The 15,348-nt window shown below is 45.9% G+C and carries 15 protein-coding genes; 4 read left to right on the forward strand and 11 right to left on the reverse strand.

Annotated features, from left to right (window positions below; genetic code table 11):
- The first annotated feature begins 86 nt into the window (after positions 1–86).
- Together porT and L0U88_RS15650 are read left to right on the forward strand one after the other, a co-directional pair.
- Positions 87–836 carry a type IX secretion/gliding motility protein PorT/SprT gene (gene porT, locus L0U88_RS15645; protein ID WP_234867025.1) on the forward strand — a complete coding sequence of 250 codons (750 nt, stop codon included), beginning with the start codon at positions 87–89 and terminating at the stop codon, positions 834–836.
- 92 nt (positions 837–928) lie between these two features.
- Positions 929–1,705, forward strand: a complete 777-nt coding sequence (locus L0U88_RS15650; RefSeq protein WP_234867026.1) for a rhomboid family intramembrane serine protease — start codon at positions 929–931, stop codon at positions 1,703–1,705.
- A gap of 8 nt (positions 1,706–1,713) precedes the next feature.
- Here the strand turns inward: L0U88_RS15650 and L0U88_RS15655 are convergent, their stop codons facing one another.
- A complete protein-coding gene (locus L0U88_RS15655) occupies positions 1,714–2,853 on the reverse strand; it encodes a hypothetical protein (RefSeq protein ID WP_234867027.1) in 1,140 nt (379 codons plus the stop codon).
- A gap of 169 nt (positions 2,854–3,022) precedes the next feature.
- Here L0U88_RS15655 and L0U88_RS15660 point away from each other — a divergent pair, with 169 nt between their 5' ends.
- Positions 3,023–4,486 carry a glycosyltransferase gene (locus L0U88_RS15660; RefSeq protein ID WP_234867028.1) on the forward strand — a complete coding sequence of 488 codons (1,464 nt, stop codon included), beginning with the start codon at positions 3,023–3,025 and terminating at the stop codon, positions 4,484–4,486.
- Positions 4,487–4,503: 17 nt separating this feature from the next.
- On the opposite strand, the gene L0U88_RS15665 is transcribed toward L0U88_RS15660, so the two are convergent.
- On the reverse strand, positions 4,504–6,162 hold the full coding sequence (locus L0U88_RS15665) for a pyruvate dehydrogenase complex dihydrolipoamide acetyltransferase (RefSeq protein WP_234867029.1): 1,659 nt from the start codon (positions 6,160–6,162) through the stop codon (positions 4,504–4,506).
- A gap of 85 nt (positions 6,163–6,247) precedes the next feature.
- Here L0U88_RS15665 and yihA point away from each other — a divergent pair, with 85 nt between their 5' ends.
- On the forward strand, positions 6,248–6,886 hold the full coding sequence (yihA, locus tag L0U88_RS15670; protein ID WP_234867030.1) for a ribosome biogenesis GTP-binding protein YihA/YsxC: 639 nt from the start codon (positions 6,248–6,250) through the stop codon (positions 6,884–6,886).
- 54 nt (positions 6,887–6,940) lie between these two features.
- On the opposite strand, the gene L0U88_RS15675 is transcribed toward yihA, so the two are convergent.
- The 9 genes from L0U88_RS15675 to L0U88_RS15715 all read right to left on the reverse strand — a co-directional run bounded on the left by L0U88_RS15675 (position 6,941) and on the right by L0U88_RS15715 (position 15,315).
- On the reverse strand, positions 6,941–7,414 hold the full coding sequence (locus L0U88_RS15675) for a ribonuclease H-like YkuK family protein (RefSeq protein ID WP_234867031.1): 474 nt from the start codon (positions 7,412–7,414) through the stop codon (positions 6,941–6,943).
- Between the two features lie 73 nt (positions 7,415–7,487).
- Complete coding sequence (locus L0U88_RS15680) at positions 7,488–7,856, reverse strand: CoA-binding protein (protein WP_234867032.1); 369 nt, start codon at positions 7,854–7,856, stop codon at positions 7,488–7,490.
- 6 nt (positions 7,857–7,862) lie between these two features.
- Positions 7,863–8,369: a GbsR/MarR family transcriptional regulator gene (locus L0U88_RS15685; RefSeq protein ID WP_234867033.1), complete on the reverse strand. Its 507-nt coding sequence runs from the start codon at positions 8,367–8,369 to the stop codon at positions 7,863–7,865.
- 52 nt (positions 8,370–8,421) lie between these two features.
- Positions 8,422–9,888: a DUF5723 family protein gene (locus L0U88_RS15690; RefSeq protein WP_234867034.1), complete on the reverse strand. Its 1,467-nt coding sequence runs from the start codon at positions 9,886–9,888 to the stop codon at positions 8,422–8,424.
- A complete protein-coding gene (locus L0U88_RS15695) occupies positions 9,885–11,027 on the reverse strand; it encodes an NAD(P)/FAD-dependent oxidoreductase (RefSeq protein WP_234867035.1) in 1,143 nt (380 codons plus the stop codon). Before L0U88_RS15695 ends, L0U88_RS15690 begins: the two co-directional genes overlap by 4 nt.
- Positions 11,005–11,715: a methyltransferase domain-containing protein gene (locus L0U88_RS15700; protein WP_234867036.1), complete on the reverse strand. Its 711-nt coding sequence runs from the start codon at positions 11,713–11,715 to the stop codon at positions 11,005–11,007. The genes L0U88_RS15695 and L0U88_RS15700 overlap by 23 nt, the downstream gene beginning before the upstream one ends.
- Before the next feature lies 1 nt (position 11,716).
- Positions 11,717–12,805 (reverse strand): type III polyketide synthase, encoded by a 1,089-nt coding sequence (locus L0U88_RS15705; RefSeq protein WP_234867037.1) that lies wholly within the window; start codon positions 12,803–12,805, stop codon positions 11,717–11,719.
- A gap of 1 nt (position 12,806) precedes the next feature.
- Complete coding sequence (locus tag L0U88_RS15710) at positions 12,807–13,664, reverse strand: UbiA family prenyltransferase (protein ID WP_234867038.1); 858 nt, start codon at positions 13,662–13,664, stop codon at positions 12,807–12,809.
- Positions 13,654–15,315 (reverse strand): hypothetical protein, encoded by a 1,662-nt coding sequence (locus L0U88_RS15715; RefSeq protein WP_234867039.1) that lies wholly within the window; start codon positions 15,313–15,315, stop codon positions 13,654–13,656. The genes L0U88_RS15710 and L0U88_RS15715 overlap by 11 nt, the downstream gene beginning before the upstream one ends.
- Between the last annotated feature and the right edge of the window lie 33 nt (positions 15,316–15,348).

A 15,348-nucleotide genomic window follows, 5' to 3' on the forward strand; every position in this document is an offset into this window, starting at 1 on the left:
GACAATAGAACCAATTTTTGGCCGTTTATTTGATTATTGAAGCCAAACACCAGCCTATAGTTCGATTTTTACGTATGTATGCAGTTATGAAGGTTAGCCCGTTCAGGATGCCGGGTGTTTGTTTTTCCCTATTATTCAGTTTGATGCTGCTGTTTCAGGCAACAGAAGGGCATGCCCAATTGCGAAATACCATTAACCTGCCCGACAATGACGACAAGTGGTATCATATTGGGATTGTGATCATGGGAACTTCCAACCGGTTCCAGTTTAATCAGCATCCCCGTTTTCTCCAGTACGACAGTGTGATGGTCAGTAACCCGAACAACAGTTTCGGTTTCGGGATCGGTGGCATGCATACCTTTCGGATCAATCACCGATTCGAAGCGAGGGTGGTTTTCCCACAGTTATTGTTTGTGAACAAATCGATCAACTATAACCTGAAATATCCCAATTCCAATAATGACGAGGCGCCGGTGATGAACCAGCAGGTTGAATCCATTCTCCTGGGGGTTCCTATCCAGTTAAAACTCAAATCCGACCGAATTGGCAATTTTCGGGTATACATGATGGGAGGTGTGAAATTTGAAACGGATCTTACATCCAAAGCCAATAGTCGGAACGCGGAAAATTTTGTGAAACTGAAAAAAGCCGATATGGGTATTGAAGCCGGTATCGGGTTTAATTTCTATAACAAAATGTTCATTTTTTCACCGGAGATCAAAATCAGTAATGGAATCAGTAATGTGCATGCACGTGACCCGGATCTGAAATTCTCGAATGTGATTGACCGCATCCAGAGCCGCCAGATTGTATTTTCATTAATCTTCGAAGGCTGATATCCGCAGATTTTTTTTACTGCCTTAAATACTTTAAATTACTGGTACAAAAATTTTACTGGTATAGCAGGTATCTCCCATCAAGCCATTTCATGCTTTTCCCAATTTCTGACGATAACAGCGACCGGCATATTACCCCTTTCATAACCTGGGGCTTGATCGCGCTGAACATTTTTGTCTTTGTATTCTTACAGGGATTGGGATCCAATATCGGATTTACCTATGCGTTCTCTACCGTACCGGCAGAGATACTTACCAATAACGATCTCATAACGGAAGGCAAATTGATACGGGATATGGCAAGTGGTCAAACTTTCCAGGTGCCCGGCCTGCAGCCAACTCCCATTCCGGTTTACCTGACTTTGATCACCTCCATGTTCATGCACGGCGGTATTGCGCATATTGCAGGAAATATGCTGTATCTCTGGATCTTTGGAGATAACTTGGAAAATCGGCTGGGCCATGGCCGTTACCTGCTCTTTTACCTGTTAACCGGAATTATCGCTTCGCTGTCGCATGTATTATTCACCCAGTTTGCCGGTGCTGACCCGATGATTCCAAGCCTGGGTGCATCCGGTGCAATTTCGGGCGTTATGGGCGGCTATTTACTCCTGTATCCAAACAGAAGGGTAAATGCACTGGTTGGCTGGTTCATCATCGCCATTCCATCTTGGATTGCATTGGGCATGTGGATCGGTCTGCAGTTAGTGAGTGGCTTCGGCAGTTTATCCGGCCAGTCAGATGGGGTGGCTTATGCCGCACATATCGGAGGATTCGCAGCCGGATTTTTACTGATCAAATTCTTCGACCGGGGTAAACCCGTGCCACCAAAGCAAACCCAACAGCAGTGGATTTACCGCAGAAGATAAATGGCGGTTTAAAAACTCACCCCACTGTTGATCCTGCTTAATAACTGCTGATAAGTAGCCCTTATCAACTGATCCGCGATTTGTTCCCGCGTAGGAGGATAATCATTCCATCGATTGTTCAGCAACGCAATATCAGCAGGTTCCAGGGCCCTTCGATCTCCGGTAAACCGGGCACGCTCCTGTGTCCAGTTGATTCGTTCAGGAAAACGATCGTATAAACTATTCTGGTTGCTGAGGCGGTCATAAATCCGGCATTCCAGTGTGGCATAACTGGTCATATACTGTCGTTCCACAAAAACAGTAGCCCTGACAGTGGTATATACCGGCTGAGGAGGTTTGGATTTGGTTTCACCTGTTTTGATGTTTTTCACTCTTTCATATTGCCGGCGTTCTGCATGCACCCGGTCTACGAAAAGTTCTACAAAATCCAGGTCCACAATTTTATCGGGCACCAATTGTTGTGCTCTTAATTCCCACTCTGTAAAAAAACGCACATTTCGAAACGCGCGGGCATTCAGATCCCTGACCATCTGCTGCTGCAACCAGTCGTTTTGAAATCCCCAATAACCAAATCCATAACGGTTATAATTAACCGGATTAACCAATACCCGGGTAAGTGCTCTTTCTGCTGCCAGTTGAAGTTGCTGGTTAACATCTTTGTAACCAGGCCAGGCTTTGTTTGCTTTCTCAAAAAAATCATAGGCCTGCTGTGCCTGCTGACGGGTATTGTATCCCATATATGCACGTCCCGCCTGGTAGTATTGTTCGGCCGCCTGCTGGCGTGCCAGCTGCTCCTGTGGCCGGGGATCCGGCAAGCCAGGAAATTGTTTGACCACCTGCGGAATAGCCTGGATCTGCTCATACATTTGTCCCACTACCTGCCATTCCCTTACCTGCTGCATATACTGATCACCGGCCTGGCTGCCCGCATAAGGCTGCGCCATCCTGGCTCTTTTCTGAAAAGCGGCTTCATAAGCATCCGATAACAAACGGATACTTGCTTTGTCTGTGGGTTCTTTTTTGACCTGTGTGATAAGATCAAGTACCGCGCGATCTTCTTCTGTATAGTATTTGTTTAACCGGCCCGAACCACCACAACCCAATACCAGAAAGGCTAGTATTGCATATAGAATCCGCCAACATTTCATATACTCTTTTTTTATGCTATACAAATTACGACATATCAGTCATCCCAAATCAAACTCCGGTTTCTGGCATGAAAATTCGATTAAAACCGGGCGCCTTATTGATTAAGGGGGATGAATCGCTAGTATTGGCGATAACTTTATAAACCGGAAGAATCAAAAAACCTTTGCTATGGTCTCTGTTGTAATACCCGTTTTGAATGAAGGAGCAACGATTCGGAAAGTGATTAAAACCATTCGTAAAACAAGCCTTCCGCATGAGATCATTGTTGTTGATGACAATTCTACAGACAATACGATAGCAGAAGCGTTGAAGGAATCGGTTCGGATAGTTACCAGCAGCCAGCGTGGCAAGGGACTTTCCATGCGAGAAGGACTGCTGGCTTCTAAATATGATACCATCCTTTACCTGGATGGAGACATTACCACCTACCCACCCAATATTGTGGACCTGTTGGCTGCTCCGATCCTGGAAGGGAGGGCTGATTTTGTAAAATCCTGTTTCACACGGCAAGCCGGACGGGTAACACAATTGGTAGCAAAACCTTTATTGAGTATTTTATTCCCCGAACTGAGTCATCTTGATCAGCCCCTGAGTGGCATGATCGCAGCCAAAAAAGAATTGCTGTTGCAAGTTGGTTTTGAAAAGGATTACGGTGTTGACATCGGCTTACTGATTGATGTACATAAACTTGGTGCGCGTATTGAAGAAGTGAATATCGGCCGGGTGCAGAATGCTATGCAAAGCCTGGAGCAGTTGGGAAAAATGTCAAAACAGGTATCCAGAACCATTTTGCAAAAAGCCAGTGCAGAGGGCCTGCAAAGCCTGGCAACTATTGGAGAGATCAATATCATTAGCCGTCAACTGGAAAACTCTGTATTGGAATCAGTTGATCAGATTGATAAAATGGTGCTGCTGGAAATGGATGGTGTAGTGCTTGACGGACGTTATCTTGCTGCAGTATCCCAACAGTTAGGCCTAACCGAAGAATTGCTGCCTATTGTTTCGAGTGCTTCACCAGCCCATGAAAAGCTACAATCAATTGCCGCTCAGTTCAAAGGAGTAAGCATGCCCGAACTGCTCGAAATCGCAGATGATATACCCCTTGTTAAAGGCATTACACAAGTAATTTCGGAATTAAAGAAAAAAGGATACAAGATCGGCCTGGTCTCAGAACTTTTTACCTGTGTTGCAAGTCATATAAAAAACAAACTCGGGATAGATTTTGTTTTGAGCAATGAGTTATTACTGCAAGACGGCATTATTACAGGGGAACTGGAAATTGCTCCGTTTTTCCTTGATGGGGAGCAGTATGGTAAAGAACATTTATTTGCGCATATCCACGACCGTTATCAGCTCCCCGCTGCTAATATCATTTATGTGAGCGCCAGTCGACGCGATCATCCTTGTTTACAAAAAGCCGGCATTGGATACTTTTTTCAATCGGAAGATCTGACTGATCTGCTGGAATTGATTCCGGGACTTAAAAACCAGTCTTCCTGGCAAGGATTACCCAATCCGTCCAGGCCTGCAACCCTCGTTTTACCGGGCCTTTTTGCTGCAGCGCTGGGATTTCTGGTGTATTCCAGTTGGAGCTGGGCAAGAAAAAACCCGCCGGTGACAGCGGGTTGTTAATATCTGGTGCTGATTTATCAGATCAACATTCGGAGTGGTTCTTCCAGCAGTCCTTTAACAGTTAGCAGGAAGGCTGATCCTGATGCTCCGTCCACAACCCGGTGGTCGCAACTCAAGGTTACTTTCATTACGTTCCCGGGCACCACTGCTCCGTTTTTCACAACCGGAACCTGCTGAATCGCACCAACGGCGAGAATACAGCTATCCGGCGGATTGATGATTGCGGTAAATTCATCAATTCCAAACATACCCAGGTTACTGATGGTAAACGTACTTCCTTCCCAATCGGAGGGCTGTAATTTTTTAGCCTTGGCTTTACCGGCAAAGTCTTTCACTTCCGTAGCGATCTGAGAAAGGCCCTTAGTATCGGCATTACGTACTACTGGCACCAGCAGTCCTTCGTCAACAGCCACAGCCACACCAATATTTATATGATGATTGGTACGAATGGTATCTCCCAGCCAGCTGCTGTTTACCACCGGGTGCTGTTTGAGAGCAATAGCCACTGCTTTCAGTACCATATCGTTGAAGGAAATTTTAACAGGAGCGAGTTCATTGAGTTGAGCACGGCTCGCAACTGCCTTATCCATATCGATGGACATGGTTAGGTAAAAATGCGGAGCTGTGAACTTGCTTTCAGCCAGGCGGCGCGCAATTACTTTACGCATCTGGGAAACAGGGCGATCCTCGAAGCTAACCAGGCCGGTTCCACCACTTGTAGTGGTAGTTGCCGGTTGTACCGGAGTGCTCGCTGCAGGTGCAGCAGCTGTGGCAGCAGCGGCCGGTGCTGCTTTACCAGGTTGGAAACTTTCAATATCTGATTTTACAATTCTTCCGCCATCTCCGGATCCCTGAACCTGCTGCAGGTTGATGCCTTTTTCAGCAGCCAGTTTACGGGCCAGCGGAGATGCTTTTAATCTTCCATTACTGGTTGACTCCTGTGTAGCAGTAGCCGCTTCGGTTGAACCTGATGCTGAACCCTGCTCAACAGCTGGAGATGCTGAACCAGCAGCTACTGGTCCGCCATTGGCTGCAGCTTTAATTGCATCCAGGTCAACGGAACCAGGCTCTCCAATAACACAAAGCAGGGTATTCACTGGAACCTTATCGCCCTTCTGCGCACCAATATATAAAAGTGTACCGTTCTTATAACTTTCCAATTCCATGGTAGCCTTATCGGTTTCCACCTCGGCCAGCAAATCACCTTTGCTTACCTTATCACCCACTTTCTTATGCCAGTCTGCAATTACCCCTTCGGTCATGGTATCACTCAAACGGGGCATCAGGATTACTTCTTCAATTTTTGAGAGATCAACGCCGGCGGTTGCAGGCGCAGCGGGTGCAGCGGTTTCTTTGGAAGCAGGTGCTGCTGCCTCCGTTTTTGCAGCAGGAGCGGCGGCGCTTCCCCCTGATTTAACCAGATCCGCAATATTTTCACCAGGTTCTCCGATGATTGCCAGCAGATCATTTACCTGCAGCTTTCCTCCTGGTTCAATTCCAATATGTAATAAGGTCCCATCTTTATAACTTTCCAGGTCCATAGTAGCCTTATCGGTTTCTACTTCCGCCAGTAGTTCCCCTTTCTTCACAGCATCTCCTACCTTTTTGTGCCAGGCTGCGATAACGCCTTCGGTCATGGTATCGCTCAAACGGGGCATCAATATCACTTCTGCCATCTGAATGAAATATTTAGTTTTCGTTTGCTTATGAGAGGCCGAAATTAAGGAAAAAGACGGAAGTCCGACTCCCTATCTTTGCGGCATGCACATCCAACAAGCGGTTTACCTGATCAGCAGTCCCGAAGTGGAAAAATGCCCGGCTCCCGACCGGCCCGAATACGCATTTATAGGCCGGTCCAACGTGGGAAAATCTTCCCTTATAAATATGATCTGCCGGAACCAGAAACTGGCCAAAACTTCCGGTTCTCCGGGAAAAACCCAGCTGATCAACCATTTCAACATTATTTCGAGTTCAACGGAAGGATCAAAAGATACCACCCGCTGGTACCTGGTTGATTTGCCCGGTTACGGATTTGCCAAAGTTTCCCAGAATCAGCGCCGGCAATGGGAGAAAATGATCGAAAATTACCTGCGTAAAAGAGAAAACCTGGGAATGGTCTTCGTACTTATTGATAGTCGCCACAGTCCCCAGGCTATTGACCTGCAATTTGTCAACCAGTTGGGGGAATGGGAAGTACCCTTTACGCTGATTTTTACCAAATCGGACAAAGAAATTCAACGGGTAGTTTCAAAAAATATACGCGATTTCCTGGATGCTATGCGGGAAACCTGGCAGTTTTTACCGGCTCATGTAGTTACAAGTGCTGTTAAAGGAACAGGCAGAAAACAAATTCTGGATATGATTGCTGAATCGAACAGCAGCTTTGGAGAGAGGAGATAATGCCCTTAGCAGTGTGCAGACACCACTTTCAACAGGGTAAATGAGCAGGGCCAATCAGTTCACTACTTTATTTGCGCAGCTGCTGCTGGCAAATGCTTCCGGCTTGGCTTTGAAGGCAAAGCCCATCCCCAGAATATACCCCATGGCTTCTTTCAGCGCATCGTTGCTTTTGAAATGCGGGTTCGTGTTGATATCGGCATGCACTTCCATATCAACATTGTAATCAGTGAACAATCCACAAAGTTCATAGGCAATTTCGATACTGCGGGCCACTTCTACCAGCATTCGTTCTTTAATCGAATACTTCTGGCGGGTTTTTTCATTTTGGATGAACATGAATCCACCATGACCTTCCCGTAAAAAAACAATTACGGTGGCAAATTCAGTTTCGGATCCTTTTACCTGGGAATCAGTGCCAATGCAAACCTTAAGCCGATAGCCTTGTTCGGTTTCTCTCCGGATGGCTCTTTCTACAGCTTCACGAATCGGAAGATCGATCGTGTCGCCGTTAAATTTTCTCCATAACATATAAATGGGTTTACCCAATTTACCAAAAAACCCTTTTATGTATACAGTTTGTTTGTGTTATGTAAAAATTAACTCAGTACTGACCAGTGCTTAGTAAAACAAGGGTGCAGGCCTCCTGCGGATAGATCTGGTTTTCCCTTGCAAGTCGCGCCAGCTCAGGATTTTCTGCTCCTAGATTGAAGATGATACGCTTAGGCTTCAGTGATAGAATATAAGGAATGTATTCCGCCTGGTTTTCTTTGGACAGGTAGAGTGTTACGGTATCAATTTCTTCCAGCTCTGGAAGGTTGGTTTGGATGGGAATTTCATTTACCATACCTGGCCGGCGGCCAATGGCCACTACCGGATGATGGTGGTTAACCAAACTCTGTATGGCAAGGTAACTGTACCGGGATGGATTTTCAGAAGCGCCCAGCACCAGTGTTTTCTTAGGATCCGACATGGTTTGTTATTTTATCAGTTTGATCAGGTTACCCCAGAACCAGCTCTCGTCCGCTTTAACCAGGGAGTCCAATGATTTATCTGCCTGGCCCACAAATTTCTGAATGTTTTCAATTGTATCCGTGAATGCTTTTGCTTCCCGGTTTTTCTTATCCCCTTCAACTGCCTGTAACTGCTGCAGCACTTTTAAAAGCGGTTCCAATTCCCGTTTTTTTCGCTCCTTTACAATCTGCCGGAAGACTTTCCAGATATCCTTTTCTGCCAGAAAAAACTCCTTACGCTCGCCAGGAATAATCACCCGGTCCACCAGTCCCCAGTCAATCAGTTCCCGGATATTCATGTTCGCACTGCCCCTGCTGATACTTAGCTCTTCCATCAGATCATCCTGGCTTATGGGATCCGGTGTTACCAGGAGCAGCGCATGGATCTGGGCCATGGTTTTATTTATGCCCCATTGCGTGGCAAGAGAACCCCAGGTCTGAATAAATTGCGCTTTTGCTGCTTCCAGTTTCATACGGCAATTTACCGAATCCTTCTAATCTTTCAATAGTTATTGAAAGATTTAACTAATAGGGAGGGCAATCCAGGCCCCGGTCCTTTTTTTCACCGGTTACGCGTTTACCCGGACGGATATTTATGGTGATATACCCCCCTCCATTTGCCATGGATGTTTTTCCAAATACATTACCCAGGTTATGCACCCCCAGTAGCAGGGGACCTACCTTTACAGCAGCTCCTACCCAAAACTGGTTCTGCGCATTATAGAGTAAAGGCAGATAAGCACCCAACCTACGGGTTTCCCAACGGGGTGTCAACCGTATTGCATTCATATTTCTGACAAAGAGCCGTTGATCGCCCAACAGATTGATAACATTAATACTCAATTCAGCATTCACATAAAAGGCACTGCTAATAAACCGATCCACATTTAAAACCAGCCGGGTTGGAGCCCAGATCCGGAAATCTCCGGATAAGGTGCGCGCATCAAAAACCGCGTCTACCGAATCGGAAAATGCCTCCATATTGGCAACACCTTCCACAAAAGCCTGGTCGAGACGGTCTGCGTTTAAGCCGGTTACAGGAATTCTTCCGGTTCTGCTATTGTTACTATACCGGTAAAAAGCATACCCAAGGTCAAGAACAGATGCACCAATTTTCCAGTCGTAATCATAATAGGTCTCCTCATCCTCCATAAACCCCGGATCACCTGCCGGCTTGATAAGGAGTTCCAGTCCGGCATCCAGCGATAATCCCATACGCGTCGCCGTTAGTACTTCGCGAAGATTTCCCATGGTTGAACGATTGGAATTCCAGCGATCAATATTGGATGAATAACCATAGGCAAACTGTCCCTCCCGAAGCGCATACTGAGGTTCCCCATTTACAATGGTACGTTCCCGATACATGCCATCCAATTGCATCCGACCACCTCCTATTCCCCGGTTAACCTTCATCGTTAGTCCCGCATTGATACGAAAGCCCGGTTCATCAAATAAGGTTCTGCCAATTGCACCATATAACTCTATCCAATTGCTGGTGCGGATGCTGGCCTCCAGCGGGCTATTTCCCGGATTAAGCGCAAATAACTCATTTGCTGTTTCAATACTATCCACAAAATTGTATGACGAAGTACGGATATTGGCGAAGGATCTCAGGTTGGCACCAAACGCGACTACAGTCTTTTTCCCGAGTGCGATACGTGTATTAAGCAGGTTCAGATTCAGCTGTTCGTTACCCTTACGCGCATATTCACCACCTGTAATAAAAAACTCAGAAGCTGTTGGAGAAGACAGAAGTGAATAATTCACCACTTTAATGACATTGGTCTGGTATTTCGCCTGTAAACCTGCCAGCGTTACGTCCCAGGGATAAGGAATATTCACAATAGATGCCGGATTGTTATGCACACTAAGTGCACCTGCATAATTGGATCCACTGATAGCGTGATAATCCTGAGCCGAAGCTTTGATAACACCTACAGCCAATGCAACCAATAGGATCGTACGCTTCATAGCTACGGATATCCTGCTCATACATAATTTTTTCCGTGAGTTTTTCCAATCAGCCACCTTGTGAGTCCCGGAAATTTGTTTCCTGCGAAAATAAGACCTTTTGATAACCAGGGGTCACCAAAAAAAGATTGGATCATTCTGCCGGTACGTAACCTGGATGAAAAAGAACGCCGCCAGTTTTTTGTATAGAGGGTTTCCATTTCAGTTCTGGAACAGGTACCCTCCAGAAAAGGAAAGGCAGCCTGAACAGCCAGATAACTGGCATGTAAAGCCATACTCATACCGTTTCCACAAAGGGGGGTAATCAGGCCGGCAGCATCCCCCACCATCAGCACATGATTTTCCACCTGCGATTTTGGTGCAAATGATACCTGGGCAATACTCAGTGGTTCCTGCCTTATTTTTTTTGCATCCCGAAATAGCTTGTCGAGATAGGGATTGACCGACAGGATTGTTTTTTCCATTTGTTCAATGGAATTATTACTCAGTCCCAGGTTATTGGCCGTTGTCAGATAACATAAACAATACTGAGCATCTTCGATCCGGCTGATACCACAATAACCATCTTTAAAATTGTGAAGACTGATCAAATCTTCCGGATCATCCCATTCAATATGATATTTGATACCAATAAAATTATTGAGCTTTCCCGGCTTTTCGAGCGCGAAGGAACGATTCATTTTCAGGTCCAGGGAGGACCTTTTACCAAAACAACCTAGTACAAGCCTCGACTCCAGCAACAATCCGTTTATCTGCACTTCCATCCAGCCGTTCCTATACCGGATATCCTGCACTTTTACACCTTCCATTACGGTGGCTCCCGCCAGCTTGGCCTGACTTGCCAACAGGGCATCCAGCCGGTAGCGACTAATACCAAAACCTCCGGGGTCGAGGTCGGAAATCAGAGCAGTTCCATCCGGTGCAGTTACACGAAGGCGCCGGATTTCGGGCAATTGCAGAGAACTAATGGGTATTCCCAAACGCTCCAAAAGGGGCCGGCTTTCCTCACTGATATATTCTCCGCAAACCCGGTGAAAAGGGTAATAACTTTTTTCTATCAGAGCTACCCTATACCCTTTGTCTGCCAGCTGAATAGCAGCCGACAAACCGGCAAGGCCCCCTCCTGCTACAATTACATCATACCGATTTGGATCCTGCATTACTGTTTTTTTTAACAATGATCAGCCACCTGAATGCCCAACGCCAATGGATTTCAACCTCCGTTATACCGGCCAATTGAAATAAATGCTGCCAGTCTTTTCGTTTAAACCCCCTTCTGACAGACAAGGGTGCATCATGACGAACCAGTCGCGATTGGGAAAATAATGAGGTAAGCAGGCGGATACTCCAATAGGCAATCGGATGCCGATGCAGATCATTGATAACAAAGCCGATTTGAGAGTTTTCGTACATCCATCTCAGTTGGCCTACCAGTTCTTCGTTGGTAAAATGATGGCAAAAAAGGGATGAAAAAATAATAGCGGGACGAACTGACGTATTCACCAGGCGGTAATCCGATTCCAGGTACTCTGCCTGTGGAAAAGCGTTTCGGGCATAGGTTATACAGGCCGGATTTATATCTACCCCCATGTATCGTACGCCCTCTTTTGGTAAGGCTTTTGAATCCTTTAAAGCTTTTAAATTATCACCGCCCCCACAACCGATTTCAAGGATCAGGTTATTGGCTACCGCTGTTTTCGGGACTAATTTTCGTATACCCTCCACCGTTATCTTGTGCCCGCCCAGCCACCGGTTGATAAAATCTAACTCCCGCATGTTGAGTTGTATTTCCTCAAAAGGAACAGTAAGGTCATCCAATAGTTCTTTCTGATTAATACGTTCCTGCATCTTACTGGTTTATTTCAAGCAGACAGGTTTCCATGGTAAGTCCCGGACCAAAAGCAGCCGCCAGTGATACCCCTTTTTTACCCGCTTCCACTAATCGTTTCAATACAAACAATACCGATGGAGAGGACATATTTCCGTAATCCCTTAATACTGATGCGGAAGCTTCCAATTTACTCTCTTCCAATTGCAATGATTTTTGAACAGCCTGTAAAATCCGTTTACCTCCTGGATGTACGCACCAATTCTGAACTTCGGTAAGCTTCGCCTTATATGCCTGCATGGCCCTTTCCAACAGCGGCTTGAAATCCGTAGATATCAATTCTGGGATATACCCGCTGAGTGTCATTAAAAAACCGGAAGACGATAATTCCCAGCTCATATCCCGTTTCCCTTTTGGCACAACTTCCGCATAAAAACCACGAATGGATGCAAGTGCTTTGCCCTGTTTTTCTGAACCCACTAATACAGCAGCTGAACCATCTCCAAAAAGAAGGGAAGCTGCAAGGTTATCCGGTGTGGGAATTTTCTGAAAATGCAGGGTACATAATTCCGTGCAAACAATCAGCACCTGGGCGGAAGGATCAGCCCGGCAGATGCTATCGGCCATTTTCAAGGCATGTAATGCCGCATAACAGCCCATGAAGTTAATGGAAGTCCGATGCAATTGCCTGGGCAGCTCCATCATTTCCATTACCTGCAGATCGAGGCCCGGCGCACTCATACCGGTACAACTCACCGTAATCAGGTGAGTGATACCGGTACTGCCGCCTGGCATGTGTTGTAAACAATCACGTATGGCATCTACCGAAAGAGAAGCAGCATGTTTCTGATACCAGGACATCCGCAGTTCCAGGTTGGGGAAAGGTTCCAATGATTCTTCTGCCGGATAAAACTTCCATTCCCGCATGGATTTGCTGTAGTCGGGAATACAGGAATAACGCTGCTGTATGCCACTTTGCTGGTATAAAAATTTCAGTTTTCTCGCTTCTGTAGCGTCCAATGCATACACCCGCTGCATAAAATTCAAAATCTCCGTTTGAGCATGCCGAAACGCAGGAAGGGATGTTCCGATGGATAATATTGCTGTCAATTCATTTCCAGATTAATAGTGATCCAAACGCGGCTGTTGAACAAATGGCCGAAATAATATTCATTTTCATAAGATGCCGAAAATCAGCTTTAGCCGGATTTTTCCATACCTGAATCCCCCACCATAAGAAATATACGGATACCGGAAGAAAAAAGAGCAATAACAACAAAAACCTGTCCAGCTCCAGTTGCAATCCAAAATGAAGGCCCAGTACCAGGAAAGCCAGCATAAACAACAAACCAGAAAGCCGGAAAGTTCCCCGGATCCCCATTCGCATACTGATGGTTGTTACCCCATCTATAGCATCCTGCCGGTGCTGATAAATTTGGGTAAGCGGATAGGCTCCTGCTAATAGGAGTGTACTGACCAACATCCCTGTAATGGGAACATTCAAGCTGAGCTTTGCATGTGAAGCATGATAACTTAGCCAGAATATAAGTCCACCCTGGCAGCTGATAACCACCAGGAACCCGAAAAAAGCGAATTTTTTCAGGCGGATCTTCCTGCTGCTGTAAGCTCTTGACGCAAGAATATAAAACGCTACAGCCATTGCAGCTGGATACGAAAGCAATAAACTCAAGCCAACAGCTATGAGATCCATCACAAGGGTAATCGTCCACAGCTCGCGTTCAGGCGGAGGCGGATGCTCAAGTCCCCCGATTGGAGACTGATCTCTGTCCATATAACTGTTATACCCATTGCTGCTGGGGTAAACAAGAAAATGGAGGATAAAGAACAACAGCGCCGCTCTTATCCAATTGATATCAAGCGGTTGGCTGATTCCAAATAAATACACCGGTAACAGAAAAAAGGAAAAGGGGAACCGGAGTAATTGTATGGTAGAAGATTTAATAATCATATTCCCGGCGGAACATATTCATACGCAGACCGAGACTGAATATAGTACTATTCCTGGTTAATCGGGCATCATCCGGAACATCGAGGTTCCGCAACATCAGGCTGGCATCAATGAATAGATTTTCTTTCAGTTCATAACCTGCCCAGAGGGATGCATTTACACCGCTGGAGGCTCTGCCTTCACCAATATCCCATCCGTAATCAAAAGGCCTTGTAGTATACAGGCTCGCAGGCCGGCCCCCAAAATTAATGCCGGCTGAATCCAATCCCTGTTTCCAAACAATCAGCTTTCCCTGAAGCGTTAGTTTGGGGTGAGGTTGGTAACGGGCAATACCTACCGCTTCTATGAAATTGGCACCTCGCGGATGCGCCAGGGGCTGATTGTAATGCATGTAATTCGCAACCGAATCACGGAAACTATACGTAAAAGGACGAACAATATTCAATTCACCCTGGATATCCAGGTTCTTTATACCTGCCACATCAACATATTTCCCACCCAGTTGCAGGCCATATTTATTTCCCCACCAGCCATTGCCTCCCCGAACTTCACTCAGCTTGAATTCATCCAATAGGAGTTGTCCGTATAACTGTACCCGTTTGGCAATGTTGGCTTTGAAATCCATGCCCACATTGGCATTATCCGGACTCCCGTTCTGCTGCTCGATGGAACGATAGAAGATGATAGGATTGAGATAACTGAAATCATACCGGTTCGGACGCCCAAATACTACCGCTTCAAAAAATCCGATATTCAGCCAGCGGGTTGCCTGCCAACTAAGGTGGTGCATGGTTACGTATTTTTTATCCAGCAGGTTATCGCCTCTTCGTATGTGCGAGGGGTTTAGTTCCATGAATAGATTCTGGTAATTCAGTTTCCAGATCCTTGTATTGATTTTCAGGAATAGATTACTATTCCCAAAGTCACTAAGGAACATGCTTCGGTAACCATTACCGATAAAATTCCGGTCGTATCCAAATTGGATATTGATATAATCGGTTACATTAAAAAAGATGGAACCACGGGCATCGAAATAATCGTAGGCGGTACTTTTAAAGGATTTATAATAACCGGCTCCTGGTACTGCCCGGTTTGCTGCGACAAAATCCTTCACAAAGGAAGGTGGTCTCTCCTGGTTATCAGTCACATAAAAGTCGAATCCAATCCGGTTGGCAATCATACCTCTGCCACGTGCTCCTTTTGTGTTCTGAAACAGTGATTCATCATTATCAGACTCTTTCATTACCGTGAACTGTACTACCGGATTAATGCTCAGAAAAAAATCTTTTACATCCACTAACGCAAAATCAGACGGGTACTGGTAAAAACTCTTCAGTATCGGCTTTTTGCTCAGAAAGGCTGATTTGTCGCCACTCACCCACTCCAGGTTGTTCATCAGCGCACTCCTGCGGTTATGCGCATCTACCCGACTCAGTTCTTCTTCCGGAATAGTTTCCAGGAATTTTACCCAACCTTTACGATCGTAGGGTTTGATATGCTGAAGGGAGAGGGCACTATCACGGTACATGATTTCCAGCCGGTCCATCAGGGGCTGGTGTTTATACCCCTGGGGTAACAGTGTCGACTGGGAAAATCCCACAACCGGAAAACTTAAGCAGGCGGTGTAAAGCAGTCTTTTTATAACTTGCATTCAATGGTTTTTAAACAGGAATGAACATCTAAT

The sequence above is a fragment of the Flavihumibacter fluminis genome, from assembly GCF_021491375.1.
In the GTDB taxonomy this organism is placed as follows: domain Bacteria; phylum Bacteroidota; class Bacteroidia; order Chitinophagales; family Chitinophagaceae; genus Flavihumibacter; species Flavihumibacter fluminis.

Excerpts from the sequence above, each read along its gene's own strand:
- porT (WP_234867025.1), top strand. The coding sequence starts at position 87 with ATGAAGGTTAGCCCGTTCAGGATGCCGGGTGTTTGTTTTTCCCTATTA.
- L0U88_RS15650 (WP_234867026.1), top strand. The coding sequence starts at position 929 with ATGCTTTTCCCAATTTCTGACGATAACAGCGACCGGCATATTACCCCT.
- L0U88_RS15655 (WP_234867027.1), bottom strand. The coding sequence starts at position 2,853 with ATGAAATGTTGGCGGATTCTATATGCAATACTAGCCTTTCTGGTATTG.
- L0U88_RS15660 (WP_234867028.1), top strand. The coding sequence starts at position 3,023 with ATGGTCTCTGTTGTAATACCCGTTTTGAATGAAGGAGCAACGATTCGG.
- L0U88_RS15665 (WP_234867029.1), bottom strand. The coding sequence starts at position 6,162 with ATGGCAGAAGTGATATTGATGCCCCGTTTGAGCGATACCATGACCGAA.
- yihA (WP_234867030.1), top strand. The coding sequence starts at position 6,248 with ATGCACATCCAACAAGCGGTTTACCTGATCAGCAGTCCCGAAGTGGAA.
- L0U88_RS15675 (WP_234867031.1), bottom strand. The coding sequence starts at position 7,414 with ATGTTATGGAGAAAATTTAACGGCGACACGATCGATCTTCCGATTCGT.
- L0U88_RS15680 (WP_234867032.1), bottom strand. The coding sequence starts at position 7,856 with ATGTCGGATCCTAAGAAAACACTGGTGCTGGGCGCTTCTGAAAATCCA.
- L0U88_RS15685 (WP_234867033.1), bottom strand. The coding sequence starts at position 8,369 with ATGAAACTGGAAGCAGCAAAAGCGCAATTTATTCAGACCTGGGGTTCT.
- L0U88_RS15690 (WP_234867034.1), bottom strand. The coding sequence starts at position 9,888 with ATGAGCAGGATATCCGTAGCTATGAAGCGTACGATCCTATTGGTTGCA.
- L0U88_RS15695 (WP_234867035.1), bottom strand. The coding sequence starts at position 11,027 with ATGCAGGATCCAAATCGGTATGATGTAATTGTAGCAGGAGGGGGCCTT.
- L0U88_RS15700 (WP_234867036.1), bottom strand. The coding sequence starts at position 11,715 with ATGCAGGAACGTATTAATCAGAAAGAACTATTGGATGACCTTACTGTT.
- L0U88_RS15710 (WP_234867038.1), bottom strand. The coding sequence starts at position 13,664 with ATGATTATTAAATCTTCTACCATACAATTACTCCGGTTCCCCTTTTCC.
- L0U88_RS15715 (WP_234867039.1), bottom strand. The coding sequence starts at position 15,315 with ATGCAAGTTATAAAAAGACTGCTTTACACCGCCTGCTTAAGTTTTCCG.